The following is a 25,894-nucleotide window of genomic DNA, read 5'->3' on the forward strand; positions in this document are numbered from 1 at the left end:
GGGTTCCCGGTGCGGCGGCGCCGTCGTATCCGCTTCAAGCGGGCGGGCCCCACAGGGGCGCGGGGCCGTGACCATATGCGGCTCCGCCGCGATGGGGGTCCCCCCTGTTCGAGCGAAGCCGAGAACTTGGGGGAGCGACCAGCCCACGACGGCCCGAGTCGAAGAACGACAGCACCACCCGATCGCATAACTCTGTTCACCTGCCGAACCGCGCGGTAACTTCCGGCCATGACCGAGATCCCGCAGCCGTCCGGGCAATGGCCCGCCCCCGCGCCGATACCCGTCGACCGGCTCCACTTCGCCCTGCCGCCCGTCCACGCCACCCCGGCCGAGGAGCGGCAGCACCGCAAGGAGCGGCTGGCGGGAGCCCTGCGGCTGTTCGCTCGGTCCGGCTGCGAGGAGGGGGTCTCCGGGCACATCTCGGCGCGCGACCCGGAGTTCGAGGACTGCTACTGGGTGAACCCGTTCGGCGTGCCGTTCGCGCGGGTCACCGCGGGCGAGCTGGTCATGGTCAACGGGGAGGGCCAGGTCGTCGAGGGCCGCTACCACGTCAACCAGGCGGCCTTCGCGGTCCACGCCCAGGTGCACCGGGCCCGCCCCGAGGTGGTCGCGGTGGCGCACACCCACTCGGTGCACGGGCGTGCGCTGGCGGCGCTCGGCGATCTGATCGAGCCGTACACCCAGGAGGCCTGCGCCTTCTTCGAGGACCACGCCCTGTTCGACGCCTATACGGGAGTCGTCGTCGACGCCGAGGAGGGGCGCCGGATCGCGGCCGCGCTCGGCCCGTACAAGGCGGTGATCCTGCGCAACCACGGGCTGCTGACCGTGGGGGACTCGGTGGACGCGGCGGCCTGGTGGTTCCTTTCGATGGAGCGGTGCAGCGAGGTGCAGCTGGCCGCGCGGGCGGCCGGGAAGCCGGTGCTCATCGACCGCCGGGACGCGGTCGCCACCCGCGACCAGCTGGGCAGCGACCTGGTCGCGTGGATCAACTACCAGCCGCTGTGGCACCAGATCAGCGGGTCGGAGCCCGAACTGCTGTCGTAGTACGTCAATTTGATGGTGCGTCAATCACTCGCGCCGCGTGCCCCTGTCGACCGTGGGACGCTATTCGTACGGCACAATTCCCTGACAGTCGACATGACTTGAGGGAAGGGCGAGATTTCCGTGGCGGTGCAGGAGGCTCGGCAATGCGGTGGTGACTGCGGTCCCGGGACGCGGAACGGCCACCGGCGCGCGGTGGCGGCGTTCCTGGCCAAGCGCGACGGGCTGGCCGCCGGAGAAGGGCTGCCCGCCGCCGTCGCGCACTCCGCCGGGGCGTCCCGCCAGTGGGTGTCGGACGAGCTCACCCAGTCCGCCCGGGCGCTCGCCGAACGCGGCCGGGAGGCGGGGCAGGCCTGGCCGGCCGCGGTGCTGCTGGCCACCCTCGTGACCGTGTGGGGGAGCGTCGCCGTGCTGGCGCTCGTGGAGGCCTTCACCGCGATCGGCGCCGGCTGGAGCCACGCCAGGACGGCCGGGCTGCTCGCCGCCCTGGCCGTGGCGGTCGCGCTGACCGGCGCGGCGTGGCTGCACCGGGCGCGCGGCGGACTGCTCGCGCCCGTCGTCGGCGAGGACAACCGGCTCTCCACCTCGCGCGCGGTCGCCGCCGCCTGGGTGCTGCTCGTGGCCTTCGCGGTGCTCCTCCTCGCGGTGCGGCTGGCCGGGGCGTCCGGGGTGAAGGAGCGCGACGCGCTGATCGAAGGCCTCGGGCTCTCCCGCGGCGCGGGCCTGCTGGCGGTGGTCGCGCTGGTCAGCGCGGTGACCGTGGTGGTGCGCCGGGTGGTGGCCGTACGCATCGCGGGGCAGCGGCTGCAGAAGGTACGCGCGGAGCGGCCGCGCGCCGCCGACCTGCTCACCGACGACGCCGGGCGCGGCAGCTTCGCGGACGTCCAGTACGTCCTGGTCTCCACGGTCGCCGTGCTGTTCGCCGCCGTACGGCTGGCCCGGCGGCCCGACCGGCTGCCCGATCTGCCGTGGGCGCTGGCCTTCCTGGTGGCCGTGTCCGCGCTGACGTACTTCGCCGGGAAGTACGCCGAAGGCGGTCGTCCCGTCGTGCTCTCGGTGGTCCGGGCGCGCGAGGCGGGCGATCTGGACGCGCCGATCCGTACCGGTGACGACATCGAGATCCGCGGCGCCGGATTCGTGCCGCCCGGAGCGGGCACCCCCGACCGCCTCGCCCGGATGGTCGTGCGGATCGGCGCGGTCCACGTCCATGTGCCGCTGATCCCGGTCACCGGCGGCTTCGCCAACCCCAGCGACACCGTGCTGACCGTGCCGGTCCCGGTGGACGTCGAGCCGGGCCGGGTGGAGGTGCGGGTGGTCACGGCCGCGGGCGTCGAGACGAACCGGGTCGTGATCGACGTCACCGGCGACTGAGCCGACGCCACCGGCCGAACCGACCTCACCGACCGAACTGGCGCCGCCACTCAGGGAAACCAGTTGAGGGGTGAACCGGTTGAGCCGCGCACCGCTCCCGTACGTATGGTCAGGTGACAGGGGTTACGGAAGGCGGGAACGGCGATGGCACACGGAAATCTCCACCGGACGCGAGGCGGGGCGGCCACCGGCGGAGGCTCCGGCGGCCTGCGCGGCCTGAAGGAGACCGCCGGCAGGTACGCGCTGCTGCCGCTGCGCGTCTTCCTCGGCGTCACCTTCGTCTACGCCGGGTTCGACAAGCTCACCGGCGGCACCACCACCCTCAAGGCGAGCGGCAGCGGCTCGATCGGGGAGCTGATGCACTCGGTGCGCGACAGCTCCGCGATCCCCGCCCTCGTCGACCTCGCCCTGAAGAGCCCGGCCGGCTTCGGGTACGCCATCGCCATCGGCGAGATCGCCGCCGGAATCGGCATCCTGGTCGGCCTGTTCGGACGGCTCGCGGCGACCGGCGGCGCGCTGATCTCGCTGAGCCTGTGGCTGACCGTGAGCTGGGCGACCACGCCGTACTACTACGGCAACGACCTGGCCTACCTGATGGCCTGGCTGCCGCTGGTGCTCGCCGGGACGCCGCTGCTGTCCGCCGACGCCTGGCTGGCGTCGCGGCGCCGCTTGCGCACCCCGTAGGCGACCCAGCTGGCGAGTCCGGCGAGGCCGAGCCCGCCGCAGACCAGCGGGATCACCGCGTACCAGGGCGTCTGCCACGCGTCGGCCGCGTCGCCCGCGAACAGGACGGCGGTGGCCACCATCACCGCCCCCGCGATCAGCCGTCCGGGACGGAACTCATGACGCGGCACGGTCCACCTCCGCCTGGCCGATGGAGACGTGCAGATCGAGCTCCAGTGTCCCGGCCGGTTTCGCCCCGGCGGGCGGCGGGAGGGTCACGGTCTTCTTCTGGTTGGGCTCGATGTCGACGTCCTCCGGCTTCTCAGTCGGCAGCTGTACGTCGCCGACGCCCACCACGATGTGCGCCTTCACGGTCGCGCCCAGGGGCACGACGACCTTGAGCCGCCCCGCGCCGACCTCGGCGCGTGTCTTCACGCTCTGCCCCACGGGCACCACGACCTTGCTCAGATCGAGGGTGCCCTCGCCCGAGCCCAATGCGTACGACGGCTGTACGTCCGCTGCGGCGGCCGGGGTCCAGTCGGTCCTGGTCCACTGGGTGGTGATGTTCTTGGGCATGGCCGAGGCCCCGGCGAGCAGGGCGGCCGTGAGCACCGCCATGAACAGCGTGCCGAACCCGGTGCGCCCCACGAACGCGCTGATCAGCAGGCCGAGGCCGAACACCACGAGGGCCGCGGTGAGGCCGATCTGGAGCGCGGTGCCCAGCGGTTGGTGCCGCCAGGCGCCCGCGGTGCCGACGCCGCCCGCGAGCAGCGCGAGCAGGAAGACGAACCCGCCGATGGAACGCGGGCCCCGGGTGGCCCGGTCGGCCGCCTTCTTGGCCCGGTCCGCCTTCTTGGCGCGCGCCCCGGCCCCGAACGCGGGCGCCGCGTCGGCGCCTTCGGCACCCCACAGATAGCCGGTGCCGACCGGGCCCGTGGTGCCGTCCTTGACGATCGGGTCGCGCCACCAGGAGGGCGAGACGGGCGTGGGCGGCGCCTTGGTCTCGGGCGGGGCCGTCCCGGGGCCGAAGGCCGGGGAGGAGCCCCCGGCCGCCGTCTGGGCGGCCGCCGTGACCGGCGGGGCGTCCGGCGGCGTGGCCGAGCGGCGCTGGGACCATACGCCGATGCCCGCGACGGCCAGCGTCAGCAGCCAGGCGAAGCTCATCACCGAGCCGTTGCTCAGCATGGACAGGAAGATCCCGCAGCCCGCCAGCGCCATCAGCACGGCGGCCAGCGCCGGGCCCTCGACCCGCCCGGACAGCAGCCGCCGGGCCTCGTTCTCGTCCTCGTCGTCCAGCGGGAGCAGCAGCCAGCCGAACCCGTAGAAGACCAGGCCGAGGCCGCTGACGACGGTGAGCACGCCGAACGCGATCCGGAAGATCACCGGGTCGATGTCGCAGTACCGCCCGAGCCCGCCGCAGACGCCGCCGATCACCTTGTTGTGACCGCTGCGGCGCGGCTGCGCGGCGGGCGCCGGGTCCGGATCCGGGTCCGGTGGCGCGACGGGGGTCTCGGTCGGCTGAGTCATGCCTCCATGGTGACGGGCGGTCCGCGGGTCCGGCACCCGCCCCGACCCTGGCCTCTCCCTGAGATTGCCCCTGATGCGGGGGTGGGGCTTCCCCCGCACGGGGGATCCCGGCTCCCCCGTGCGGGGATCGCGGATCAGGGGCGTCCTGGGGGCTTACCCTGATGCCCGCACCCGCACGGACGTGTGACGATCGGTCCATGCCAGTCGCCGCTTCCCGAACCGCGCCCCCCGAGGCCGACGAACCCCCCGTGCGCAAGCTCTACCGCTCGGCCGAGGGGCGGATGCTCGGTGGCGTGGCGCGCGGTCTCGCCGGACACCTCGGGCTGCCGGTCGTCTGGGTGCGGATCGTCTTCCTCGGCCTGTTCATGATCGACGGGCTGGGGGCGCTGCTGTACGCGGTGTTCTGGTTCGTGGTGCCGCTGGGTCTGGGCGGTACGGCCGCCGAGCCGCGCTCGGCGTTCGAGGTCAGCCCCGACGGCCGCCGACGGCTGCGCAAGCCCGACAAGGGCCAGGTCGTCGCCCTGATCGCGCTCTGCATCGGCGCGGCGATCTTCGCGGGCAATGTGAACGTGGGCGGCTGGGCCAGTCCGTACATCTGGCCGACGCTGCTGGTCGGCGCCGGAGTGGTCCTGGTGTGGCGCCAGGCGGACAACGCCCGGCGGGCCCGCTGGACCGAGGGCGCCCGGCGCAGCCGGCTGCTGCCGCTGGCCCGGGGGCTGGCCGGAGTGGCGCTGGTCGGCGCGGGCTTCACCGGGTTCGTGGTGGTGCGCGGCTCGGCCGCCCAGCTCGGCAACGTACTGACGGCCGCGCTCGCTGTCATCGCGGGCATAGCCCTGCTGGCGGGCCCCTATCTCGTCCGGATGACCCAGGACCTCTCCGAGGAGCGCCTGATGCGCATCCGCGCCCAGGAACGCGCGGAAGTCGCCGCCCATGTGCACGACTCGGTGCTCCACACCCTCACGCTGATCCAGCGCAACGCGGAGAACGTGGGCGAGGTGCGGCGCCTCGCCCGCGCCCAGGAGCGCGAGTTGCGGGCCTGGCTCTACAAGCCGGGGGGCACGGGCAAGGACGAGTCGGAGGAGCCGGAGACCCTGGCCGAGGCGGTGAAGAAGGCCGCGGCCGAGGTCGAGGACAAGCACGGTGTGCCGCTGGAGGTCGTGGTCGTCGGCGACTGCCCGCTCGACGAGGGGCTGTCCGCACAGGTGCAGGCCGCGCGCGAGGCGATGGTGAACGCCGCCAAGTACGGTGGCGAGGGCGGCGCGGTCCAGGTCTTCGCGGAGGTCGAGGGCCGTACGGTCTTCGTGTCCGTACGGGACCGGGGCCCCGGCTTCGATCTGGACGCGGTGCCGGACGACCGCATGGGCGTACGAGAATCGATCATCGGCCGGATGCAGCGCAACGGCGGAACGGCGCGGCTGCGTTCGGTGCCCGGTGGGGGCACCGAGGTCGAGCTGGAGATGGAGAGGGCGGACGGATGACGATGGAGCAGACCCAGGGAGCCCAGGGCGGTGCCGAGCGGCGGGTGCGGGTCGTCCTGGTCGACGACCACCGCATGTTCCGCACGGGCGTCCAGGCGGAGATCGGCCGTACCGAGGAGACGGGCGTGGAGGTCGTCGGGGAGGCGGCCGACGTGGACCAGGCGATCACGGTCATCACGGCGACCCGGCCGGAGGTCGTCCTCCTCGACGTCCATCTGCCGGGCGGCGGCGGCGTGGAAGTCCTGCGCCGTTCGGCCCCGTTGATGGCGGCCGCGGAGAATCCGGTGCGCTTCCTCGCGCTGTCCGTCTCGGACGCGGCGGAGGACGTGATCGGGGTGATCCGGGGCGGCGCCCGCGGCTACGTCACCAAGACGATCACGGGTACGGACCTGGTCGACTCGATCTTCCGGGTCCAGGAGGGCGACGCGGTGTTCTCGCCGCGGCTCGCGGGCTTCGTCCTGGACGCCTTCGCGTCGACGGACGCGCCGCCGGTCGACGAGGACCTGGACCGCCTCACCCAGCGTGAGCGGGAGGTACTGCGGCTGATCGCGCGCGGCTATGCGTACAAGGAGATCGCCAAGCAGCTGTTCATCTCCGTCAAGACGGTCGAGTCGCACGTCTCGGCGGTGCTGCGCAAGCTCCAGCTGTCCAACCGCCATGAGCTGACGCGCTGGGCGACGGCTCGACGGCTGGTCTGACGGCTGGTCGGACGGAGGATCTGCGGGGACTCCGGGGGCCGGGGCGGAACCGGGATTGTCAGGACGGCGTCAATCTCAACATGCGCTCCACGCGCGGTAGTTACGATGCGAAGGTGATCGCCGGACCCGGGGGAGGGGTCGTCCATGGGCTTTGACGAGGAGTGGGTGTCGAGCAAGGCGGCAGCGGCGCGACAGCCGGTGAGCACGCGGCTCAACGGTGCGTACGACGGGCCTTTCCCGCCGTCGCCGGGCGGTGACAAGGACCTGAACTCCAGCCCCGCGCGCAAGATGGCCGCCGCCAACGACATAGAGACGGACTTCGAGCCCAACACCAGGAGGGCCGGTGTCTGGGCGGACGAGACGAGCATCACGGCGGTCAAGGCGTTCGACGGCTGGGCCACGGCGGCCGGGCTGACCAAGGCCCAGGAGGCCTGGTGGAAGTCGGTCATGGCGCTGCTCGGCCGGCTGGCCGGGGAGAAGTCCGCGCTGCGCGAAACGAACAGGCTGTTCTTCACCAACGACATCTCGGTGGGCAACGACTTCGCCCCGCTGGTCAAGCCGTCCCAGCTCAACCAGATCTCGCCGCAGCAACCGTAGGAGCCCCGACATGCCGACCTACGAACAGATCATGAAGACCGACTTATCGCAGCTCAACACGGCCGCCGCCAAGTGGGACGACATGGCGGCGGAGTTCAAGAAGCTGGAGGACCGGTACAAGAGCCAGGTCCAGAGCGTGAGCCTGGACGGCACCTGGACCGGGGAGGCGTCGGTCTACTCGCGGCCGAACTTCACGAAGACGCGCGGTCAGTACGCGGCGGCGCAGATCGAGGCCAAGGCCGTCGCCTCGCTGCTGCGAGACGCCTACGCCCAGTTCGTGGATCTGAAGAAGAAGGTGGAGTCCGCGAGGGACGACGCAGTCAAAGCCGGGATGAAGGTCTCCGAGGCGGGCGTGGCGAGCTTCGACTACAGCACGGTGAGCGCGGCGGCGGGCGACACCATCCGGCACGACCCGAAGCTGCGCGATGAGGAGAACTCCTGGTCCCAGCACATCGACCAGGTGGTGTCGGCGATGAACGAGGCCGATCAAGGGGTGAGGACCGCCCTGGAAGCGGTGGGCCGCGACACCGACCTGCTGGACGACTCGATGAACGGCTTCAACGCCAAGGCCAACGGCGACGTGGAGTACTACGAGGCCCAGGCCATGATCCAGCTGGCCGACAAGGTCAACGACGGCAAGAAGCTGACCCCCGAGGAACTGGCCGAGGCCGAGTCGCTCTTCCGGGACAACGCCCACGACAAGATCTTCACCCAGACCCTGCTGCAGAGCCTGGGCCCGGACGGCGCGATCAAGTTCACCATGCACGTGAACGACTGGTCGCTCTCCGACAAGTCCCACAAGGACGACTACGCGGCCCTGGAACGCGGCTTCGCCACGTCCCTGGCCACCGCGACGACGGTCCCGGGCAAGGTCGCGGACATGCCGCCGGGCTCGGCCAAGTACAACGAGTGGCTGAACAGCCCGGACGGGAAGTTCTACAAGGGGTGGATGGAGGGGATGGAGAAGGCGGGGGTCCACAACTATGGGGACAACCTGCGGCCGTTGCATGGCTACCAGCTCCTCACCACGCTGATGCAGAAGGCCGACGGCACGTACGACGACCAGTATCTGAACGCGCTGGGCGATCAGATGATCGCGGCCGAGCGGGGTAAGAAGTCCAGCATCTTCGACACCTGGGGCGCCGACTACAAGGGCGTCACCCCGGACCCGGTCGACGCGCTGCTCGGCGTGATGAGCAAGAACCCGGACGCGGCGACGTTCTTCTTCGACCCGGCGGACAAGACGGGCGCGGACCACCTCCACTACCTCGCGGGGCACGGGGGCGGCACGCGCGAGTGGCCGCAGCACATGGTCTCCGGCGGGGTGGCCACGGCGACTGACGACCTGCCCGACAGCCATGCCGGACTGGGGCTCGCCCTGGAGGCCGCGGCGACCGGACATCCGCCCTTCGGCCCGAACCAGGACCCTTGGCCGGTGCCCACGCACACCGAGGCCCAGGCCCGCGTGATGAACGGGATCATCGGCACGCTCGACCAGGGCACCAGCACCGAGGTGCACAAGAACATGCAGGCGGCGGTGGCCAAGGCCCTCGCCGAGTACACACCGGACACCCACCAGATCCTCGGCAACGCGGGCGGCGGCTACATCCGCGGTATGAACGACGGGTTCTGGGTGGACGACAAGGGAATGGCGCACCTGGCCACGACACCGGACAGGCTCGTGCACGTCATGCGGGGGCTCTCGGAGGATCCGGCCGCCTACGCGGACCTCAGCAAGACGGAACTGCGGTATCTGGACCACGAACTGAGCGAGCTCCAGAAGGGCGCCAGCCCGCTCGACCAGAACGATCTCCTCGCCAAGTCGGGCAACGCGTTGGGCACGTACACGGCGATCCGTGAGGACGTACTCAACGACGGCCGCATCAACGCCTATTCGTCGGCGGACTGGAAGGCGAAGGTGGCGTACCACATCATCGGCGGAATCGTCACGCCGATGTCGATCCCCACGGCCGGCGGCGGGACGATCGTCGTCGGAGACGGGCTGCAGCGCGGTGTGGACACGCTGGCGTGGATGTGGGGCAACGACTTGAAGGCGGGTGCGGACGCCGAGGCCAACGCGAAGATCTCCGACACCTTCCTCAAGGCCGACACCCAGATGCGCACGGTGGTGAACACCTGGGGGGAGGGCCGCTACGGCACCAGTGACCCGGAAGCGCGGAAGCTGGTGGACGAGTACATCCGGCGCATGCACGACAGCCACACCACCGGTCTGTCCCAGGCCAAGGGCTATCTGACCGACACCACCAACTGACGCAGGGACGCCATGGAGCCGTGACAGTGATGAACTCGCAAGCGCCGTCGGCGCCGCGCGCGTCCCGGCGCCCTCCGGCGCGGGTGCTCGCGGCCGCCGCGGCCGTGGTCGTGCTCGCCGGAGGGGTGGGGACCTGGTTGGTCGTGCGGTCCGGCGGTGAGGAGCGGCCCTCCTGTGCCACCGTCGGCAAGGACGCCCGCATCCAGAAGGACCTGGCCCCCGGCGACCCGTCGGGCATGAACTGCCGGGAGCTGGCAGTCGCGTTGAAGAAGGCGGCGGCCTCGGACGGCTCCGGGCGGCACACCCTGGAGCAGGCGGGGGTGATGCGCGACCTCGTCAACACGCTCGACGACGACTTCCGGGACCGCTCCAGGGCGGACATCGCGGCGCCCCTGCGGGAGCCGGTCGCGGAGCTGCTCGCCGATTACTCGACGGACATGCACACCATGCTCGTGCACTACTCCGAGTCGATGGCCTACATCAAGCACGCGGGATCGAGCGGCGGCGCGTGGCGCGACGAGAGGGGAGTCGTCCGTATGCCGGTGGAGAACCAGTCGCTCATCCTGGTCATGAGGGCGGTCTCCGACGACCCCGCCGCGTACGCGACGCTCCGGAAGGCCGAGACCGGGCGCTCGGCGGAGGATCTGGCCCGTATCTCCAAGGCGTCGGCCGGGGACTCCGTCTCCGCTCCGGTCGGCGCCACCGCCACCGCACTGGGGCTGCTCGACGCCATGGCGGACGAAGTCCTCGCCTCCCGCTCGAAGAGCGAGGCGGCCCGGTGGAAGGCGGACGTGATGAAGGGCTTGTCGGACGGGGGTGCGAGTGAAGTGCCGGCGTTCTCCGCCGACCCGGCGCGGTACATCGCCCGCACCTGGGAGCGGGACGCCGGCAGCGGCGGCTACCCGGCCCTGTTCCGGCAGACGCGGGACATGGTCGGCATCCTGGCGAAGGCGAGCGGCCGCACGGCCGAGTCCCTCGCGGAGCCGCTGCGGGAGGCCACGGCCTCCAGCCGGGTCGGGCAGGGCTGGCTGGACGAGGCGCTGATCGATATAGGTTCCGCGCCCAGGAGTCCGCGAACGTAAAAACCCGGCAAACCAGTCAACCCGGACACCCCCCGCACCCCTCTCCCCACGCGTGACCCCCCTGACCGATCTGACCGGCACCCCCGTCCTGGCCGCCGCCCTCGTCACCACCGTCCTCGCCGTCCTCGTCCCCCTGGCCGTATGGGGAAGGGTCCGGGGGCCGAGGGTTCTGCGGGTCGGGGTGCGGCTCGGGATGGTGGTCGTGGCGCAGGTCAGTGCCGTCGTCGTCGTGTTCGTCGCCGTCAATGACCAGTACGGGCTCTATGACAGCTGGGGCGATCTGCTTGGCACCGAGAGCCATGTCGCGGCCGCGCCCGACCTGGGGGCGGACGGGACCGGGGGGGCGGGACATCGCCGCCGCTCCCCGTGTCCGGCAGGCCTTCACGGCCGTCACCGACGACCCCGACATCGGACCGGGGCTGCGGCTCACCCACCTCATGGGGCGGGTGTCGGGCGCCGAGGGGGAGGTGTACGTGTGGCTGCCGCCGCAGTACGACGACCCGGCCTACCGCGACAAGCGCTTCCCCGTCGTCGAGCTGCTCGCCGGGTACCCCGGCTCCGCCCGCGACTGGTGGGGCAACCTCGACGTACAGACGCAGCTGAAGCCGATGACGGAGCGCGGCGAGGTCCAGCCGTTCGTCCTCGTCTCGCCGCGCACCACCCTGCTGGCCGGCAAGGACACCGGCTGCGCCAATGTGCCGGGCGTGGTCAACGCCGACACCTGGCTCAGCGTGGACGTACGGAAGATGGTCACCGACACCTTCCGTACGCGGCAGGACGCCGACGGGTGGGCGGTCGCCGGGTTCTCCGCCGGAGCCCACTGCGCGGCCAAGCTCGCGATCGAGCACCCCGACCGCTACCGCGCGGCCGTCGGGCTCTCCGGCTACGACGACCCCGCCGCCGAGCCCGACTCCATCGCCGCCCACGACGCACGGCTGCGCCGCACCACCGACCCCCTGTGGATGCTCACGCACGCCCGCCGCCCGCCCCTGACCTCGCTCTACCTCTCGGGCGAGCCCCGGGACGGGTACGACGACGCTCTGGCGGTCCAGCGGGCCGCGAAGCCGCCCACCCGCGTCACCGTCGTCCCCTCCGCCGGCGGGCACCGGGTGACCGTCTGGAAGCCGATGGTGCCGCAGGCCTTCCGCTGGCTCAGCGGGGTCGTCGGGGGGCCGGTGGGCGCGGAACCAAGCACGGAATCAAGCGCCGGAAGGGTAAAGCCCTCGCAAAGTGGAGCAACTCCAGTTAACGCAACCGGCTCTTCCCGTCCGTGATGAGCCTGACCGGTACCCCCTTCCTGCTGACCGCCGTCCTCGTGGCGGCGGCGGCCCTGCTGCTCCCCCTGTTCTTGTGGAGCAGGATCGGCGGGCCGGCCGTGGTGCGGGGGGCCTCGCGGCTGTTCATGCTGCTGTTCGCCCAGTTCACCGCCGTCCTCGTGGTCTTCGTGATGGTCAACAACGCCAACGGGCTCTACGACAACTGGGACGACCTGCTGGGCACCGGCAACCACGTCAACGCCGCCCCCGACCTCGGCCCCGACGGCACCGGCGGCAAGAAGGCCGCCTCCGCGCCCAAGGTCAAGCAGAACTTCAGGGAGTACAAGGGCAAGGTCGGCGACGGCGTCATGAAGACCACGCTCAAGGGCGCGATCTCCGGCGTCGAGGGCGACGTGGCGGTCTGGCTGCCGCCGCAGTACAACGACCCCGCGTACAAGGACAAGACGTTCCCCGTGGTCGAGCTGCTGCCCGGGTACCCGGGCTCCATAGGCGCCTGGTTCGGCTCGCTGCACTCCCAGCGGCAGCTCACGCCGATGATGCGGCGCGGCGAGGTCGCGCCGTTCATCCTCGTCTCGCCGCGCACCACGCTCCTGGACGGCCGCGACACCGGCTGCGCCAATGTGCCGGGCACCGTCAACGCCGACACCTGGATCAGCGTGGACGTACGGAAGATGATCACCGACAACTTCCGGGCCGCGACCGGGCCCGAGGGCTGGGCCATCGCCGGGTACTCGGCGGGCGCCCACTGCGCCGCCAAGCTCGCCGTCGCGCACCCCGACCGCTACCGCGCCGGCGTCGACCTCTCCGGCTACAACGACCCGGCCGCCGAGGGCGCCTCGATCACCGCGCACGACCCGAAGCTGCGCCGCGAGTCGAACCCGCTGTGGATCCTCAAGAACGCCAAGACGCCGCCGCGCACCTCGCTGTTCGTCTCCGGCGACAGGGGCGACGGCTACAACGACGGCCTGGCCCTGAAGAAGGCGGCCAAGGCCCCGACCACCGTCCACGTCGTCCGGCTGAACGGCGGCGGCCACCGCAGCAGCGTCTGGGAGCACCAGGTGCCCGACGTCTTCCGCTGGCTCACCAAGGAGCTCGGTCAGGCGGGCCGGGTCGCGCCCGCGAACGGCATCTGATCGATCGGCGCGAGCCGCACCGGCGCCCCCGGATGCGGCGCGTGGATCATCTGGCCGCCGCCGATGTAGAGCCCGACGTGGCTGATGCCCGAGTAGAAGAAGACCAGATCGCCGGGGGCCAGGGCGGAACGGGATACCCGGGCACCGGAGTTGATCTGCGTGTACGTGGTCCGGGGCAGCGCGACGCCCGCCGCGCCCCAGGCCGCCTGGGTCAGCCCCGAGCAGTCGAACGCGAACGGCCCGGTCGCGCCCCACACGTACGGCTTGCCGAGCGCGGTGTAGGCGTACGCCACGGCGGCCGCCGCCCGGCCGCTGGGGGCCGGGAGCAGCCCGGCGGGCGCGGCGGGCGCCCCGGGGGCCGAGGAGCGGCCGGCGCGGCCGGTGGTGCCCGCGTCGGTACGGGCGCCGTCCTGGCCCTCGTACGCGGCCCGCTGCTCGGCGCTCAGCTGCGTGAGCAGCGCCTGCGCCGAGTCGAGCTTCGACTTGATGGTCTCCTTCTGGCGCTTGAGCTCGGCCTGCCGGTCGCGCAGCTCGGCGAGTCTGCCGTCGGCGGCGGTGTGCAGCCGCTTCAGCTCGGCGAGCTGCTTGCGGACCCCGGCCACCGCGTTCGCCGTCCGGTCCCCGGCCCGCTCCTGGAAGGCCGCGTCGTCCAGATAGCGCTGGGGGTCGGACGACAGCATCAGCTGGAGCGCGGGGGCGATCCCGCCGGTGCGGTACTGGGCGGTGGCGATCGAGCCCAGCGCGTTGCGCGCGCTGTTGAGCCGGCCGGTCTTGCGCGCGGCCTCGTCCTGTAGCGCGGCGACGGACTTCTGGGTGTCGTCCGCCTTCTCCTTGGTGCCGTTGTACGCCTCGGTGGCGACCTCCGCGTCCTGGTACAGCCTGTCCACCTTGGCCTTGACCTGGGCCGGGGTCAGGCGGGGCTCGGCGTGGCCGGAGCCCTCGAAGGCGGTGGCGGTGGCGGCTCCGGCCAGTGCGAGGGTCGCCGCCGTGCGGGCGGCGGGGCCGGTGAGCGGGTGCTGCCTGGGCTTTCGGTGCGCAGCCACTAGGGCCTTCACGTCCTTCCATGCGCATCCGGCGACGGGCCGCACAGGGGGGACGTCCCGCCGCCGGATCTCTCGGCCTGGCGACCGATGACCGCCCTTGAGGGGGCGGCGATGGGGAGTCGGTCACCTGGAGGAGGACGCTAAACCTCGGTGACACGGGGGAGTGACGCAATGCGTGAAGTGTTCTGTTCCGGCGGTCGCGCGACCGTATGTGACCGGTCTGCCGTCGATTGGGCCCGCTTCCCGATGCCGCTGCGACCGAGGAGCCGGACGAGACCCACCTGCGCGCCACCCCCCGATACAGCCTGGTTAGGCTCCCCAACCATGGACGTACTCATCAATGTCTTCGTCGCCCTGCACATCATCGGCATCGCCTCGCTGCTCGGAGGCTTTCTGACCCAGATGAAGGCGATGGGTGCCGGGACCGCGCGCTTCGTGCCCGCGATGCTGCACGGCGCGCTGACGATGCTGGTCACCGGCGTGGCCCTGGTCGGCCTCAACCAGGCCGACGACAACTCCGTGAACACCGCCAAGATCGGCTTGAAGCTGGCGGTCCTGGTGGTGATCCTCGGCCTCGTCTATGTGAAGCGGGACGACGAGAAGGTGGAGAAGGCGCTGTTCGGCGCGGTGGGCGGGCTCACCGTGGCGAACATCTTCATCGCGACGCTGTGGACGTGAGCGCGCCCGCGAGCCGCGCCGACGCCTAGGCGGGCCTGATCGACCCGTAGATCGGCATGTAGTAGATCGACTCCTCGCGGACGTACGCACCCGGCTTCGGCGCGTGGATCATCATCCCGTTGCCGATGTACATGCCGACGTGGCTGATGTCGTCGTAGAAGAAGACCAGGTCACCGGGGCGCAGCTCGGCCGTGGCGACCCGGGTGCCGGTCTTGACCTGGTCCCAGGTGGTGCGCGGCAGATCGACCCCGGCGGCCCTCCAGGCGGCCTGGGTGAGCCCGGAGCAGTCGTACGAGGACGGCCCGGTCGCGCCCCACACGTACGGCTTGCCGATCTGGTCGCGGGCGAACGCGAGGGCCTTGGCGGCCTTGGTGGAGGCGGACGGGGTGCTGGTGCCGGTACCCGTACCCGTACCCGTGCCCGTGCCCGTGCCCGTGCCCGTGCCCGTACCGGTACCCGTACCGGTACCCGTGCCCGTGCCCGTGCCCGTACCCGTGCCGGTACCCGTGCCCGTGCCCGTGCCCGGCGCCTTCTTCGCGGCTTCAGCCGCCTCAGCCGCCTCAGCGGCCTCAGCGGCCTCAGCGGCTTCAGCGGCTTCGGCCGCCTTGCGGGCCGCCGCCTGCCGCGCGGCCAGCTCCGCCGCCTTCTTCCGCGCCTCCTCCTGCTTCTTCTCCTCCAGCTCCGCCAGCCGCGCCTTCTCCTGCGCGGTGAGCGTGCTCAGCAGGGTGCGCGCCGCCGCCAGCTTCGTCTGTACGTCCTTCTTGCCGGCCCGCAGCGACTCCTGCGAGGCGGTCAGCCGCTCCAGGCCCCGGGCCGCGTCCGTGCGCTTCTTCGCGACGCCCGCCCGCTCGGTCTCGAAGTCCCGCAGCGCCTGCTCCTCGCGGCCGGTCAGCTGCTTCATCAGGTGGTTGCGGTCGAAGAAGGCCTGCGGGTCGTCCGCGAGCATCAGGGTCGCGGTCGAGGCCATGCCGCCGGTGCGGTACTGCTCGGCGGCGTAGTTGCCGAGGACCCGGCGGGTGTCGTTCAGCCGGGCGGTGCCCCGGGCGACCTCGTCGAGCAGGCCGTCGGCCTTCTCGCGCTGGTCGTCGGTGGCCTCCTTGGCCTGGTTGTACGACTCGGTGGCCGTGCCCGCCTGCCGGTAGAGGTCGTCGACCTTGCGCTGGACCTCCTCGACCGTCGGCTTCGGCCTGCCCGGGGCCGCGCCCGCGCTCTGGGCCAGCAGGCTCACCGAGGCGAGCGCGGCCGTGGTGATGCCGACGGCGGGAGCGGCCGTACGAATGAGGGTGCGCGGCTTGCGGTGGGAGGGCAAGGCCGACACCTCCTTCCGGATCGTTCCGGACGGGGGCGGTCCCCGGACGGGGGCGTTCCCCCGTTGAGGCGGCACGCTAGCCAACTCGCGTGGCCGCTGGGAAGGTTGATGTCCGACAGGCCCGATACGTTCCCGTGACCTTTACGCTCCGTAGTCGTTGGTTCGTCTCTGCGAAGGCGGGAGCGGGCTGTCAGAGCGGGGTCCTAGACTCGGGAGACGATGAGCAGCCTCTTTGACGACAGCTTCCTGGCGGACCTCCAGCCCTCCGAGGAGGAGCACCCGCCGCCGCCCGAGGACGGCCCGGTCCGGGAGGAGGTGCCGGACGACCTGTTCCAGGGCCGTTTCGACGCACCCCCGAGCCGCGACGCGTACTACCGGGACGGCGCCCCGCGCCCGGTGGTCGACCCGGCGACCCTTCTGGAGGGGCTGAACGGGAACCAGCGGGCGGCCGTGGTCCACGCCGGCTCCCCGCTGCTCATCGTGGCCGGCGCGGGCTCCGGCAAGACCCGGGTGCTCACGCACCGCATCGCCCATCTGCTGGCCACCCGGGGCGTCCACCCCGGCCAGATCCTCGCGATCACCTTCACCAACAAGGCCGCGGGCGAGATGAAGGAGCGCGTCGAGCAGCTGGTCGGCCCGCGCGCGCACGCGATGTGGGTGATGACCTTCCACAGCGCCTGTGTGCGGATCCTGCGCCGCGAGTCCAAGAAGCTCGGCTTCACCTCGTCGTTCTCGATCTACGACGCGGCCGACTCCAAGCGCCTGATGGCGCTGGTCTGCCGCGACCTCGACCTGGACCCCAAGCGGTACCCGCCGAAGTCCTTCAGCGCCAAGATCTCGAACCTGAAGAACGAGCTGATCGACGAGGAGACCTTCGCCGGCCAGGCCGTCGACGGCTTCGAGAAGACCCTGGCGCAGGCGTACGCGATGTACCAGGCGCGGTTGCGCGAGGCCAACGCGCTGGACTTCGACGACATCATCATGACGACGGTCCACCTGCTCCAGGCGTTCCCGGACGTCGCCGAGCACTACCGCCGCCGCTTCCGCCATGTGATGGTCGACGAGTACCAGGACACCAACCACGCCCAGTACACGCTGGTGCGCGAGCTAGTCGGCCCCGCCGGGCAGGACGAGGCGCCGGGCGAGCTGTGCGTGGTCGGTGACGCCGACCAGTCGATCTACGCCTTCCGGGGCGCCACGATCCGCAACATCCTCCAGTTCGAGGAGGACTATCCGGACGCGACGACGATCATGCTGGAGCAGAACTACCGCTCGACGCAGACGATCCTCTCCGCCGCCAACGCGGTCATCGAGCGCAACGAGAGCCGCCGCCCCAAGAACCTGTGGACGGACGCGGGCGCGGGCGCGCAGATCACCGGTTATGTGGCCGACACCGAGCACGACGAGGCGCAGTTCGTCGCCGACGAGATCGACCGGCTCACCGACGCGGGCGACGCCAAGGCGGGCGACGTCGCGATCTTCTACCGGACCAACGCCCAGTCCCGTGTCTTCGAAGAGATCTTCATCCGGGTCGGCCTGCCGTACAAGGTCGTCGGCGGCGTGCGCTTCTACGAGCGCAAGGAGGTCCGCGACGTCCTCGCCTATCTGCGCGTCCTCGCCAACCCGGAGGACGTGGTCCCGCTGCGCCGGGTCCTCAACGTCCCCAAGCGCGGCATCGGCGACCGCGCCGAGGCGATGATCGACGCGCTCTCACTGCGCGAGAAGATCACCTTCCCGCAGGCGCTGCGCCGCGTCGACGAGGCGTACGGAATGGCGGCCCGCTCGGCCAACGCCGTCAAGCGCTTCAACCAGCTCATGGACGATCTGCGCACCATCGTCGACTCGGGCGCGGGCCCCGCCGTCGTCCTGGAGGCGGTCCTGGAGCAGACCGGCTATCTGGCCGAGTTGCAGGCCTCCACCGACCCGCAGGACGAGACCCGGATCGAGAACCTCCAGGAACTCGCCGCCGTGGCCCTGGAGTTCGAGCAGGCACGCGGCGAGGCCGAAGGGGACGAGGGCGCGGGCACCCCCACGCTCGCGGAGTTCCTGGAGCAGGTGGCGCTCGTCGCCGACTCCGACCAGATCCCCGACGAGGACGAGGAGGGCTCCGGCGTGATCACGCTGATGACCCTCCACACCGCCAAGGGCCTGGAGTTCCCGGTGGTGTTCCTGACCGGCATGGAGGACGGCGTCTTCCCGCACATGCGCGCGCTCGGCCAGGTCAAGGAGCTGGAGGAGGAGCGCCGTCTGGCGTACGTGGGCATCACGCGCGCCCGCGAGCGGCTGTATCTGACGCGCTCCTCGATGCGCAGCGCCTGGGGCCAGCCCTCGTACAACCCGCCGTCCCGCTTCCTGGAGGAGATCCCGGTCCAGCACCTGGACTGGAAGCGGACGGGCCCGATGGCCGCCCCGGCAGGACCGGTCTCGGGCAAGGGCCTGGGCGGGGGACCGTCCTCCTCGCGGGCGCGCTCGGGCCCGTCGGGCTTCGCGACCCGGCGTACCAGCGACAAGCCGGTGATCGCGCTGACCATCGGGGACCGCGTCACCCACGACCAGTTCGGTCTGGGCACGGTGGTGTCGGTGACCGGTTCGGGCTCGGACGCGCAGGCCACGATCGACTTCGGGGACGAGCGCCCCAAGAAGCTGCTGCTGCGGTACGCGCCGGTGGAGAAGCTGTAGCGGCCAAGAGGCTGCAAATCGTTTCCCTACCGGCGCTGTGACGGGCTCGGCCTAGGTCGGGTCGAGCCCGTGGCCGCGCAGCCACGGCAGCGGGTCTATCGGCGACCCGCCGCCGGGGCGCACCTCGAAGTGCAGGTGCGGACCGGTGGAGTTGCCGGAGTTGCCCGAGTACGCGATGACCTCGCCGGCCTTGACCGGGCCGGACCGCAACTTGGTGCTGGAGAGGTGGCAGTACCAGGTCTCGGTGCCGTCGTCGGCGGTCACTATGGCCATGTTGCCGTAGGCGCTGTTCCACTGCGTACGGACGGTGCCGTCGATCGCCGACATCACCGGGGTGCCGTAGTCGACCGGGAAGTCGATGCCGGTGTGCACCGACATCCAGTTGACGCCCGCCTGGCCGAAGTACGCGCTGAGGCCCCGCTGCGTCACCGGGAGCAGGAACTTGGGGCGCGCGGCCTCCTTGCGCGCGGCCGCCTCGGCCTTGCGATGCTTCTCCGCGGCCTGGCGGGCCTTGAGGTCGAGACGTTCCTGCGTACGGCTGGCGCGGTCGGCGAAGTTGCCCGCCTCCGCGCTGAGGTTGGCGAGCTGGGTGTCCAGCTTGCTGTTGGCGGCGACCGGCTTGACCGACGACGGGTCGGACGCGGTCACGGCCGTGCCCTCGTCCTTGCTCTCGCCGCCGAGCCCGCTCACGGACGCGGCCGCGACCCCGGCGACACCCATCACACACACCGACGGCACCGCGACGGTTAGCAGCGCGGACCGCTTCGCCGGACTGCGCCGACGGCTGCGGGCGCCGGAGGGGCGGCGGGGGGTGACGGGAGCGGTGGCGGCCGCGACGAGCGGCTCGGCCGCGGGCCGGTCGTCCAACTCCCCCTCGGGGGAAGGGGTTTCGAGCTGGTCGGAGTCGAGGTCGGGCGCGGGGAACTGGGCGGTGTTCTCCGCCGGTGCCTCGACGTGCTCGTTCTCGCTCTCGTACGCGGGCTCGTAGCCGTGCTGCTCGTACGCCTGCTCATGCCCGGCTTCATGACCGGCTCCGGGCTGGGCGACGGCGTCGTGCGCGCCCGTGCTCTCGACACCGACGTTCCAGGCGGCCGTGTTGTACGTGCCCGTCTCGTCGTACGCACCGGCCGCGTACCCCGCACCGGGCACGGTCCACTGGCCGGTCGTGTCGTAGGCGGCGCCGTACGCGAAAGAGGTGGTCTCGAACTGCCCGGTCTGCTGCGCCTGGTTCCAGGCGCTGGCGTCCCACTGCCCGGTGACATCGGGCCCGGCCGACTGGGCCGGGATGGTCCACTGCCCGGTGGTGTCGTACGAGGTCTGCGGGTGCTGGTACTGCTGCGCGCCGTAGGCGTCCCACTGGCCCGTGTCGTACGTGCCGGTGTGGCTCGTGTCGTAACCGCCGGGCAGAGCACCGAAGAGCGGGTCGGTGTTGAGGGCGCCGGTGGCGTCCGCCGTGGAATAGCCGTCGTATCCGGCGTATCCGGCGTGGGCGTGCTGGTCGGTCACCAACTTCTCTCTCGCCTCGGCAACGGGACCTGGGTCCGGGGGCCCTGGGGAGGGGCTCCCGGTGGGGGAAGCAGTGGCGTGACTGTACCCGGCGGTACGCGACAGCGACAATCTTCCGCAGGTTTTATTGGATGAGGAAACGGGCAATCAGTGTCTTTCGGCGGGCCGTGGGCAGAGGCTTGGTCTTTCGTTCGAGAAATGTTCGAAAAAGCGGGAGCTGAGCGGGCCGTTAGGACGGCTCCAGCTGAAGCTCAGGCAACCGAGAACGCATCGCGCGCGCTGCCCGTCTCTTCTTTCCCGGCCTCTTCCACAGTCAACGCCTGACGTATGCCGGTGGCGACGGCCGGGTGGACCGGCAGGGCCAGGTGTCCGATTCCCGACACCCGCACGTTCTGAACGGTCAGATCGGGGTGGTCGATACGGGCGGTCTCCACCGGGACCATCAGCGTGTCGAGGTCGCTCCAGAAGCTCACGAACCGCGTCCGGCAGCCGGGGGCTGGCCGGCGCAGCTCCTCGACGACATCGGAGCCGGGGCACATCTGGCGGACGATCGGGTGCGCGCTGATGAGCTGCGCCGAGCGCGTGCCCGCGTGCGGGGTGCCGAGCGTGACGAGCGTACGGACGCGGGCGTCGCCGTCGAGGCACTGGACGTAGTAGCGGGCGATCAGACCGCCGAGGCTGTGCCCGACGATGTCCACCTCGGCGTGCCCGGTGCGCGCGCAGATCTCCTCGACATGGCGGCCGAGCAGCTCGGCGGCGGTACGGATGTCGCAGGTCAGCGGCGAGTAGTTGAGCGATTCGAGATGGCGCCAGCCGTGCCGGGACAGCGAGCGGCGCAGCAGGACGAAGACCGACCGGTTGTCGATGAAGCCGTGCAGCAGCACGACGGGCGGCCGGGCGCGCCCGGCGGTGGGCAGCTGTGGTGCCCCGTCCGGGGCGGGGTCTCTCTGCTCGGCCGCCATGCCGGATGGATAGAGGACGAGATGGCCGGCCAGCACGGCGAGGTCGAGTGCGGTGGCGCGCAGCATCGCGGCGGAGACCCAGGCGCGGCGCAGACACAGCGGAAGGAGCGGAAAGAACTGCACGGACGACCTCCCGAACGGCACGCCGGGAGGACGGCCCTGTCCCCCGTGTGCCCTCATGGGGCGCCCCCGCGAAAACGCGCTCGTCCAGAACGCCGTGGGCCGGACCTCCGTGCTGTGCGGCTGACGGCACGGAGGTCCGGCGCCTTCAGAGTGGCTCCCCTTGCGGCCGGCCCGGCAGGTCCGGCCGGCGGGCGGCGGACAACCGGGTGCGGCGACGCAGAACGAACATGTCCCACCGTGTGATTTCCCCCTCCCCGGCCACCGCGAAACGGCGGCGTGCGCGATGCTGGAGATAACGTTCGTTCACTTCAGTTCGTCCACTTCAGTTTGTTCACCTCGTGTGGAGGCAGTGATGGGTGTAACCGGTCCGATCCGCGTGGTGGTGGCCAAGCCGGGGCTCGACGGGCACGACCGGGGCGCCAAGGTCATCGCACGGGCGCTGCGCGACGCGGGCATGGAGGTCATCTACACGGGCCTGCACCAGACCCCCGAGCAGATCGTCGACACGGCCATCCAGGAGGATGCCGACGCGATCGGCCTCTCCATCCTCTCCGGCGCCCACAACACGCTGTTCGCCAAGGTCCTGGAACTCCTGAAGGACCGCGACGCGGAGGACATCAAGGTCTTCGGCGGCGGCATCATCCCCGAGGCGGACATCCCCCCGCTGAAGTCCCTCGGCGTGGCCGAGATCTTCACGCCTGGGGCGACGACGACGTCGATTGTGGAGTGGGTCAACGCGAATGTGCGGGAGGCGGCGGGGGCGTAGGGGCGGGGCCCCGTGTTCGGCTGCGGGTTATCCGTGGCTGGCCGGTCGCGCGGTTCCCCGCGCCCCTGAGGGGGATGCGAGGCTGTGCCGGGCGGGCTCCTGGGGGGCGCGTTCTTTCTCTGCGGGCCGCCCTGGGCTGGTCGCGCGGTTCCCCGCGCCCCTCAGGGGGATGGGGCGCGGCCATGATGCGAGCTCTGACGGCGGGAAATTCAGCTCCCCTTCAGCGTGCGAGGAGCAGGGGCTGCGCATTCAGCCTCTCCGGCGTTTGAGGAGCGGGGTCCGGGGCGGAGCCCCGAAAGCGGGGGGCAGGGGCCGCGGGCCCCGCAAGCAGGTGCAGGGGCGCAGCCCCGCCAACGGGGTCCGGGGGTGTAGCCCTCCCGGGGTCCGGGGGTGTAGCCCCGCCCAGGGTCCTGGGGCGCAGCCCCCGGGAGACCGGCCCCGCCCCCCACCCACCCCGGAGGCCACGCTGCGGAGCCGCACTTGTCACAGCGGGAACGGGCGGGGCGGAAGCTCAACCGCCCAGTTCCGCCAGCATCGCCCCCCGCAACCGCAACGTCCCCACCAGCCGCTGAAACGCCTCCGCCCAGTAACCCCCTGCCCCCGGCGACGCCCCTTCCTCCTCCACCGGCACAGCCGTGAGCGCGTCGAGCCGCCCCGCCTCCCCCGGAGACAGGCACCGCTCCGCCAGCCCCATCACCCCGCTGAAGCTCCACGGATAGCTCCCCGCGTCCCGCGCGATCTCCAGCGCGTCCACCACGGCCCGCCCCAGCCCCGCCGGCCACGGCACCAGACACACCCCCAGCAGTTGGAACGCCTCCGACAACCCGTGCGCGGCTATGAACGCGGCGACCCACTCCGCCCGTTCCTCCTCCGACAGCGTCGACAGCAGCTTGGCCCGCTCGGCCAGCGACACCGTCCCCGCGTTGCCGCCCGGCGGGGAGGACGGGGTGCCGAGGAGCGCACGCGCCCACTCCGCGTTCCCCTGCCGCACCGCGGCCCGGCACCATGCCGCGTGCAGCTCGTCCCCCCAGTCGTCGGCGACCGGCAACGCCACGATCTCCCGCGCCGAACGCCCCCCGAGCCGCCCCGTCCAGCCCCCCAGCGGCGCGGCCTCCACCAACTGGGCGAGCCACCAAGACCGTTCGCCCCGCCCGGTCGGCGGCTTGGGCGCCACCCCGTCGCGCTGCATCCCCGCATCGCACTCGTGCGGTGCCTCCACCGCGATCCGCGCCCCGTCCCCGTCCCCCGACCGGTCGAGCGCGACGCACGAGGCCGCCCGCGCCGCCATCCGCCCGGCCAGCGCGGACGCGGGCAGCGCCGAAAGCAGCTCGGCGGCCGTGGCCCGGACATTACGGCTGCGGTCGGCGAGCGCCCGCTCCAGGAACGGCTCGTCCTCCCCGCGGAGGCCGGCCCGTAGCGAGTCGAGGAACATCAGCCGGTCCTCCGCCCGTTCGGCCACCCACGTCGTGGCGAGCAACTCCCGCGCGGCCCCGGGCTCGTACGCCCGTACCGCCGCGAGCAGCGCCACCCGCTCGGCGAACAGCCCCTCGTCCCACAGCCGCCGCACCGCCTCGGTGTCCGAGGCGTCGGGCAGGACCGCGCTGCCCGGCCCGCCGCGCAGCGCGAACCGCCACTCCGGGTTCAGCCGCGCCAGCCACGTTCCGCGCGGCCCGGCGAACGCCAATGCCTGCGGCCGCAGGTCCGTACGCGCCCGGGCCGCGTCGAGCAGCGCGGGCAGCAGGGCGGGCGGCGCCCGGAAGCCCCGTGCGGCCGCCGCGCCCAGCCACTGCGGCAGCAGCTCCGCCAGATCCGGCGCGGCCCCCCGCCGCCCCCCGGAGTGCGCCGACGCCGAACGGTCCGCGAGCAGTTGACCGAGCCGTCGCCGCGCGGCCTCCGGCAGCTCCGGCCGCCCGTCGTCCGGCACCTTCTCGGGCCGTATCGGAGCTGGTGCGGGCAGCAGTCCCGCCCGGCGGCGGACGGTACGCAGCGCGGCCTCGTCGAGGAGCGCGGCGGGTTCCCCGGCAGCGGGCCGCCGCTCGGTGCCGAGCAACGCGCTGGTGACGAGCTCCTCCCAGGAGCCGCCCGTGCCCCCGGTCCTGGCCGTGTCCCCGGTCCTGGCCGTGTCCCCGGTCCTGGCCGTGTCCCCGGTCCTGGCCGTGTCCCCGGTCCTGGCCGTGTGCCCGGTCCTGGCCGTGTCCCCGTTCCTGGTCGCGGCAGCGGACATCGTGGCTTCCCCTCCATACATATGCGCACCCTCCTTCACAGCAGCCCGCAAACCCGCAGCCTTCAACCCCGCAGCCCTCGAACTCGCCGCCGTCACAGCAGCCGCACCGCCTCCGCCTCGCCCTGCGCCCACCCCGCCAGCGGCGCGAACCCCCGGTGTCCGCACTCGCCGAACACCGTGACCGGGCCGCCGCCCGACAGCGCGACGAGCTTCCACAGGCCCGCCCGGTCAGCCGCGCCCGAGGTGACGGGAAGCGCCAACGCGCCGTCGGCATCCGCTAGTTGCCACCCCTGGCCGCCGCCCTCGCCCGGCGGTACCGGTATCACCCCGCTCAGCGTCACCGGCCACGCGTCCAGCCACGGATCGTCCCGCAGCGCCCGCCCGTACCGCTCCATCGCCTCGGTCGTCGTGCCGCCGGGCGGCGGGCCCACGGCCGCAAGCGGCGCCCCGAACCGCTCGCCCAGCGTGGCCCGCAGTTGCCCGCCGCCCGGGTGCGGCGTGAGCTCGGCGTCGATCGCGAGGCCGACCGGCAGGGCGAGATCGGGCGCCCGGCCCGCCGCGCCGAAGTCGAGCAGCATCGCCGCACGGCCCGACTCCCTTCCGTACAGCCAGATCCGGCGCGTGGTCAGCTTGCTGTCGGCCGTGTCGTACTGGGCCAGGACCTGCCAGATGTCCCGCACCGGCGGCCCCTGCGGCGGCGCGGGCACGCCGACCCGCGCCCGGACCGTGGCGGCCAGCGGCTCCGGCAGCCCCTCGCGGCCCAGCCAGGCCCGGTCGAGCAGATGCAGCAGCGCGCACTCCTCCAGGAGCCGCACCGGCCAGCCCGGCCCGGAGCCCGGTATGGCCCCCAACTCCCTTACCCTGCCCGCCAGTCCCGGCGCCTGTGCGTCGACCATGCGGGCGGCCGTCTCCTCCCACAGCCCGTACCCGGGCCGCTCGGCCGCCGCCAGGCCGCCGCGCAGCAGGTCCTCCAGACGCTGCTCCAGCTCGGCCGCCCCGCCCGTGACCCGCTCGGCGCGCTTCTCCGCGCGGCGCCGGGCCGCCTCCGGATCGGCGGTCCTCGCCCCGGCGGGGCCCGCCTCCTCGCCCCCCTTCTTCTCCGCCCGCTCCCGTCGGCCGCGCAGCCACTCCTCGGCCCAGCCGGGCACCTCCCCGTCCCCGACGGCCGGCACCGCCTGCTGGTCCGCCGCCCAGAGCAACAGCAGCCCCAGCGCGTGCTTGCACGGGAACTTGCGGCTCGGGCAACTGCACTTGTATCCGAGCCCGCCCGTGTCGACCACCGTCTGGTACGGCTTGCTGCCGCTGCCCTTGCACAGGCCCCACACGCTTGAGTCGTCGCAGCCGCTCTCCGACCACGGCCCGGCCGTGCCCAGCTTGCTTCCCGCCTTGCGTGACGCGGCGTCAGGAGCCAGGGCCAGCACCTGTTCCGCAGTCCAGCGCACCCCCTGCTGATTCATGCTTCCGA

Annotated in this window: 21 protein-coding genes; 13 read left to right on the top strand and 8 right to left on the bottom strand. The window is 72.2% G+C overall.

The window, feature by feature from the left end:
* The first annotated feature begins 228 nt into the window (after positions 1 to 228).
* The 3 genes from ACFWA7_RS29700 (at position 229) to ACFWA7_RS29710 (ending at position 3,096) form a co-directional block, all read left to right on the top strand.
* A complete protein-coding gene (locus tag ACFWA7_RS29700) occupies positions 229 to 1,044 on the top strand; it encodes a class II aldolase/adducin family protein (RefSeq protein ID WP_385544241.1) in 816 nt (271 codons plus the stop codon).
* 120 nt (positions 1,045 to 1,164) lie between these two features.
* Positions 1,165 to 2,412 (top strand): hypothetical protein, encoded by a 1,248-nt coding sequence (locus ACFWA7_RS29705; RefSeq protein ID WP_385544238.1) that lies wholly within the window; start codon positions 1,165 to 1,167, stop codon positions 2,410 to 2,412.
* A gap of 144 nt (positions 2,413 to 2,556) precedes the next feature.
* Positions 2,557 to 3,096 (top strand): DoxX family protein, encoded by a 540-nt coding sequence (locus ACFWA7_RS29710; protein ID WP_385826143.1) that lies wholly within the window; start codon positions 2,557 to 2,559, stop codon positions 3,094 to 3,096.
* Here ACFWA7_RS29710 and ACFWA7_RS29715 read toward each other — a convergent pair.
* Both ACFWA7_RS29715 and ACFWA7_RS29720 read right to left on the bottom strand, forming a co-directional pair.
* Positions 3,000 to 3,266, bottom strand: coding sequence for a hypothetical protein (locus ACFWA7_RS29715; RefSeq protein ID WP_385544232.1), 267 nt, complete (start codon positions 3,264 to 3,266; stop codon positions 3,000 to 3,002). The two genes, ACFWA7_RS29710 and ACFWA7_RS29715, sit on opposite strands and share 97 nt — an antisense overlap.
* The gene (locus ACFWA7_RS29720; RefSeq protein ID WP_385544229.1) at positions 3,253 to 4,602 is read right to left on the bottom strand and encodes a PspC domain-containing protein; all 1,350 of its coding nucleotides are present in this window, start codon (positions 4,600 to 4,602) and stop codon (positions 3,253 to 3,255) included. Before ACFWA7_RS29720 ends, ACFWA7_RS29715 begins: the two co-directional genes overlap by 14 nt.
* Before the next feature lie 197 nt (positions 4,603 to 4,799).
* On the opposite strand from ACFWA7_RS29720, the gene ACFWA7_RS29725 reads away from it, so the two are divergent.
* The 7 genes from ACFWA7_RS29725 to ACFWA7_RS29755 all read left to right on the top strand — a co-directional run bounded on the left by ACFWA7_RS29725 (position 4,800) and on the right by ACFWA7_RS29755 (position 13,139).
* Positions 4,800 to 6,080 carry a PspC domain-containing protein gene (locus ACFWA7_RS29725; protein ID WP_385544226.1) on the top strand — a complete coding sequence of 427 codons (1,281 nt, stop codon included), beginning with the start codon at positions 4,800 to 4,802 and terminating at the stop codon, positions 6,078 to 6,080.
* A gap of 2 nt (positions 6,081 to 6,082) precedes the next feature.
* On the top strand, positions 6,083 to 6,778 hold the full coding sequence (locus ACFWA7_RS29730; protein ID WP_385826164.1) for a LuxR C-terminal-related transcriptional regulator: 696 nt from the start codon (positions 6,083 to 6,085) through the stop codon (positions 6,776 to 6,778).
* Between the two features lie 144 nt (positions 6,779 to 6,922).
* Entirely contained in the window at positions 6,923 to 7,375 is a 453-nt protein-coding gene (locus ACFWA7_RS29735) for a hypothetical protein (protein WP_385544223.1), read from the top strand.
* 10 nt (positions 7,376 to 7,385) lie between these two features.
* A complete protein-coding gene (locus ACFWA7_RS29740) occupies positions 7,386 to 9,647 on the top strand; it encodes a hypothetical protein (protein WP_385826145.1) in 2,262 nt (753 codons plus the stop codon).
* A 29-nt stretch (positions 9,648 to 9,676) separates the two neighbouring features.
* Positions 9,677 to 10,729, top strand: a complete 1,053-nt coding sequence (locus ACFWA7_RS29745; RefSeq protein ID WP_385826147.1) for a hypothetical protein — start codon at positions 9,677 to 9,679, stop codon at positions 10,727 to 10,729.
* A gap of 299 nt (positions 10,730 to 11,028) precedes the next feature.
* Entirely contained in the window at positions 11,029 to 12,003 is a 975-nt protein-coding gene (locus ACFWA7_RS29750; RefSeq protein ID WP_385826149.1) for an alpha/beta hydrolase, read from the top strand.
* Positions 12,003 to 13,139 carry an alpha/beta hydrolase gene (locus ACFWA7_RS29755; RefSeq protein ID WP_385826151.1) on the top strand — a complete coding sequence of 379 codons (1,137 nt, stop codon included), beginning with the start codon at positions 12,003 to 12,005 and terminating at the stop codon, positions 13,137 to 13,139. Before ACFWA7_RS29750 ends, ACFWA7_RS29755 begins: the two co-directional genes overlap by 1 nt.
* Here the strand turns inward: ACFWA7_RS29755 and ACFWA7_RS29760 are convergent.
* Entirely contained in the window at positions 13,103 to 14,182 is a 1,080-nt protein-coding gene (locus ACFWA7_RS29760) for an NlpC/P60 family protein (RefSeq protein WP_385544208.1), read from the bottom strand. The genes ACFWA7_RS29755 and ACFWA7_RS29760 overlap by 37 nt on opposite strands.
* Positions 14,183 to 14,506: 324 nt before the next feature.
* On the opposite strand from ACFWA7_RS29760, the gene ACFWA7_RS29765 reads away from it, so the two are divergent.
* Complete coding sequence (locus tag ACFWA7_RS29765; RefSeq protein WP_067163281.1) at positions 14,507 to 14,860, top strand: hypothetical protein; 354 nt, start codon at positions 14,507 to 14,509, stop codon at positions 14,858 to 14,860.
* 25 nt (positions 14,861 to 14,885) lie between these two features.
* Here the strand turns inward: ACFWA7_RS29765 and ACFWA7_RS29770 are convergent, their stop codons facing one another.
* A complete protein-coding gene (locus tag ACFWA7_RS29770; protein ID WP_385826154.1) occupies positions 14,886 to 16,169 on the bottom strand; it encodes an NlpC/P60 family protein in 1,284 nt (427 codons plus the stop codon).
* A 219-nt stretch (positions 16,170 to 16,388) separates the two neighbouring features.
* On the opposite strand from ACFWA7_RS29770, the gene pcrA reads away from it, so the two are divergent.
* Positions 16,389 to 18,848 (top strand): DNA helicase PcrA, encoded by a 2,460-nt coding sequence (pcrA, locus tag ACFWA7_RS29775; protein WP_385544201.1) that lies wholly within the window; start codon positions 16,389 to 16,391, stop codon positions 18,846 to 18,848.
* A 51-nt stretch (positions 18,849 to 18,899) separates the two neighbouring features.
* Here pcrA and ACFWA7_RS29780 read toward each other — a convergent pair whose 3' ends face one another.
* Positions 18,900 to 20,354 (bottom strand): M23 family metallopeptidase, encoded by a 1,455-nt coding sequence (locus ACFWA7_RS29780; protein WP_385826156.1) that lies wholly within the window; start codon positions 20,352 to 20,354, stop codon positions 18,900 to 18,902.
* Positions 20,355 to 20,605: 251 nt separating this feature from the next.
* Positions 20,606 to 21,382 (bottom strand): esterase/lipase family protein, encoded by a 777-nt coding sequence (locus ACFWA7_RS29785; protein ID WP_385544246.1) that lies wholly within the window; start codon positions 21,380 to 21,382, stop codon positions 20,606 to 20,608.
* Positions 21,383 to 21,791: 409 nt separating this feature from the next.
* Between ACFWA7_RS29785 and ACFWA7_RS29790 the strand changes: the two genes are divergently transcribed.
* On the top strand, positions 21,792 to 22,205 hold the full coding sequence (locus ACFWA7_RS29790; protein ID WP_385544195.1) for a cobalamin B12-binding domain-containing protein: 414 nt from the start codon (positions 21,792 to 21,794) through the stop codon (positions 22,203 to 22,205).
* Between the two features lie 511 nt (positions 22,206 to 22,716).
* Here ACFWA7_RS29790 and ACFWA7_RS29795 read toward each other — a convergent pair.
* On the bottom strand, positions 22,717 to 24,429 hold the full coding sequence (locus ACFWA7_RS29795; RefSeq protein WP_385826158.1) for a DUF5691 domain-containing protein: 1,713 nt from the start codon (positions 24,427 to 24,429) through the stop codon (positions 22,717 to 22,719).
* A gap of 92 nt (positions 24,430 to 24,521) precedes the next feature.
* A complete protein-coding gene (locus tag ACFWA7_RS29800; RefSeq protein ID WP_385826160.1) occupies positions 24,522 to 25,886 on the bottom strand; it encodes an SWIM zinc finger family protein in 1,365 nt (454 codons plus the stop codon).
* Between the last annotated feature and the right edge of the window lie 8 nt (positions 25,887 to 25,894).

Source organism: Streptomyces sp. NPDC059994, from assembly GCF_042737755.1.
In the GTDB taxonomy this organism is placed as follows: domain Bacteria; phylum Actinomycetota; class Actinomycetes; order Streptomycetales; family Streptomycetaceae; genus Streptomyces.

What these genes read in the sequence shown, in the direction of transcription:
- ACFWA7_RS29745 (WP_385826147.1), top strand. Translation starts at nt 9,677, where the DNA reads ATGAACTCGCAAGCGCCGTCGGCGCCGCGCGCGTCCCGGCGCCCTCCG.
- pcrA (WP_385544201.1), top strand. Translation starts at nt 16,389, where the DNA reads ATGAGCAGCCTCTTTGACGACAGCTTCCTGGCGGACCTCCAGCCCTCC.
- ACFWA7_RS29735 (WP_385544223.1), top strand. Translation starts at nt 6,923, where the DNA reads ATGGGCTTTGACGAGGAGTGGGTGTCGAGCAAGGCGGCAGCGGCGCGA.
- ACFWA7_RS29720 (WP_385544229.1), bottom strand. Translation starts at nt 4,602, where the DNA reads ATGACTCAGCCGACCGAGACCCCCGTCGCGCCACCGGACCCGGATCCG.
- ACFWA7_RS29755 (WP_385826151.1), top strand. Translation starts at nt 12,003, where the DNA reads ATGAGCCTGACCGGTACCCCCTTCCTGCTGACCGCCGTCCTCGTGGCG.
- ACFWA7_RS29785 (WP_385544246.1), bottom strand. Translation starts at nt 21,382, where the DNA reads ATGCTGCGCGCCACCGCACTCGACCTCGCCGTGCTGGCCGGCCATCTC.
- ACFWA7_RS29795 (WP_385826158.1), bottom strand. Translation starts at nt 24,429, where the DNA reads ATGTCCGCTGCCGCGACCAGGAACGGGGACACGGCCAGGACCGGGCAC.
- ACFWA7_RS29730 (WP_385826164.1), top strand. Translation starts at nt 6,083, where the DNA reads ATGGAGCAGACCCAGGGAGCCCAGGGCGGTGCCGAGCGGCGGGTGCGG.
- ACFWA7_RS29700 (WP_385544241.1), top strand. Translation starts at nt 229, where the DNA reads ATGACCGAGATCCCGCAGCCGTCCGGGCAATGGCCCGCCCCCGCGCCG.
- ACFWA7_RS29800 (WP_385826160.1), bottom strand. Translation starts at nt 25,886, where the DNA reads ATGAATCAGCAGGGGGTGCGCTGGACTGCGGAACAGGTGCTGGCCCTG.
- ACFWA7_RS29725 (WP_385544226.1), top strand. Translation starts at nt 4,800, where the DNA reads ATGCCAGTCGCCGCTTCCCGAACCGCGCCCCCCGAGGCCGACGAACCC.
- ACFWA7_RS29765 (WP_067163281.1), top strand. Translation starts at nt 14,507, where the DNA reads ATGGACGTACTCATCAATGTCTTCGTCGCCCTGCACATCATCGGCATC.
- ACFWA7_RS29710 (WP_385826143.1), top strand. Translation starts at nt 2,557, where the DNA reads ATGGCACACGGAAATCTCCACCGGACGCGAGGCGGGGCGGCCACCGGC.
- ACFWA7_RS29740 (WP_385826145.1), top strand. Translation starts at nt 7,386, where the DNA reads ATGCCGACCTACGAACAGATCATGAAGACCGACTTATCGCAGCTCAAC.
- ACFWA7_RS29790 (WP_385544195.1), top strand. Translation starts at nt 21,792, where the DNA reads ATGGGTGTAACCGGTCCGATCCGCGTGGTGGTGGCCAAGCCGGGGCTC.
- ACFWA7_RS29750 (WP_385826149.1), top strand. Translation starts at nt 11,029, where the DNA reads ATGTCGCGGCCGCGCCCGACCTGGGGGCGGACGGGACCGGGGGGGCGG.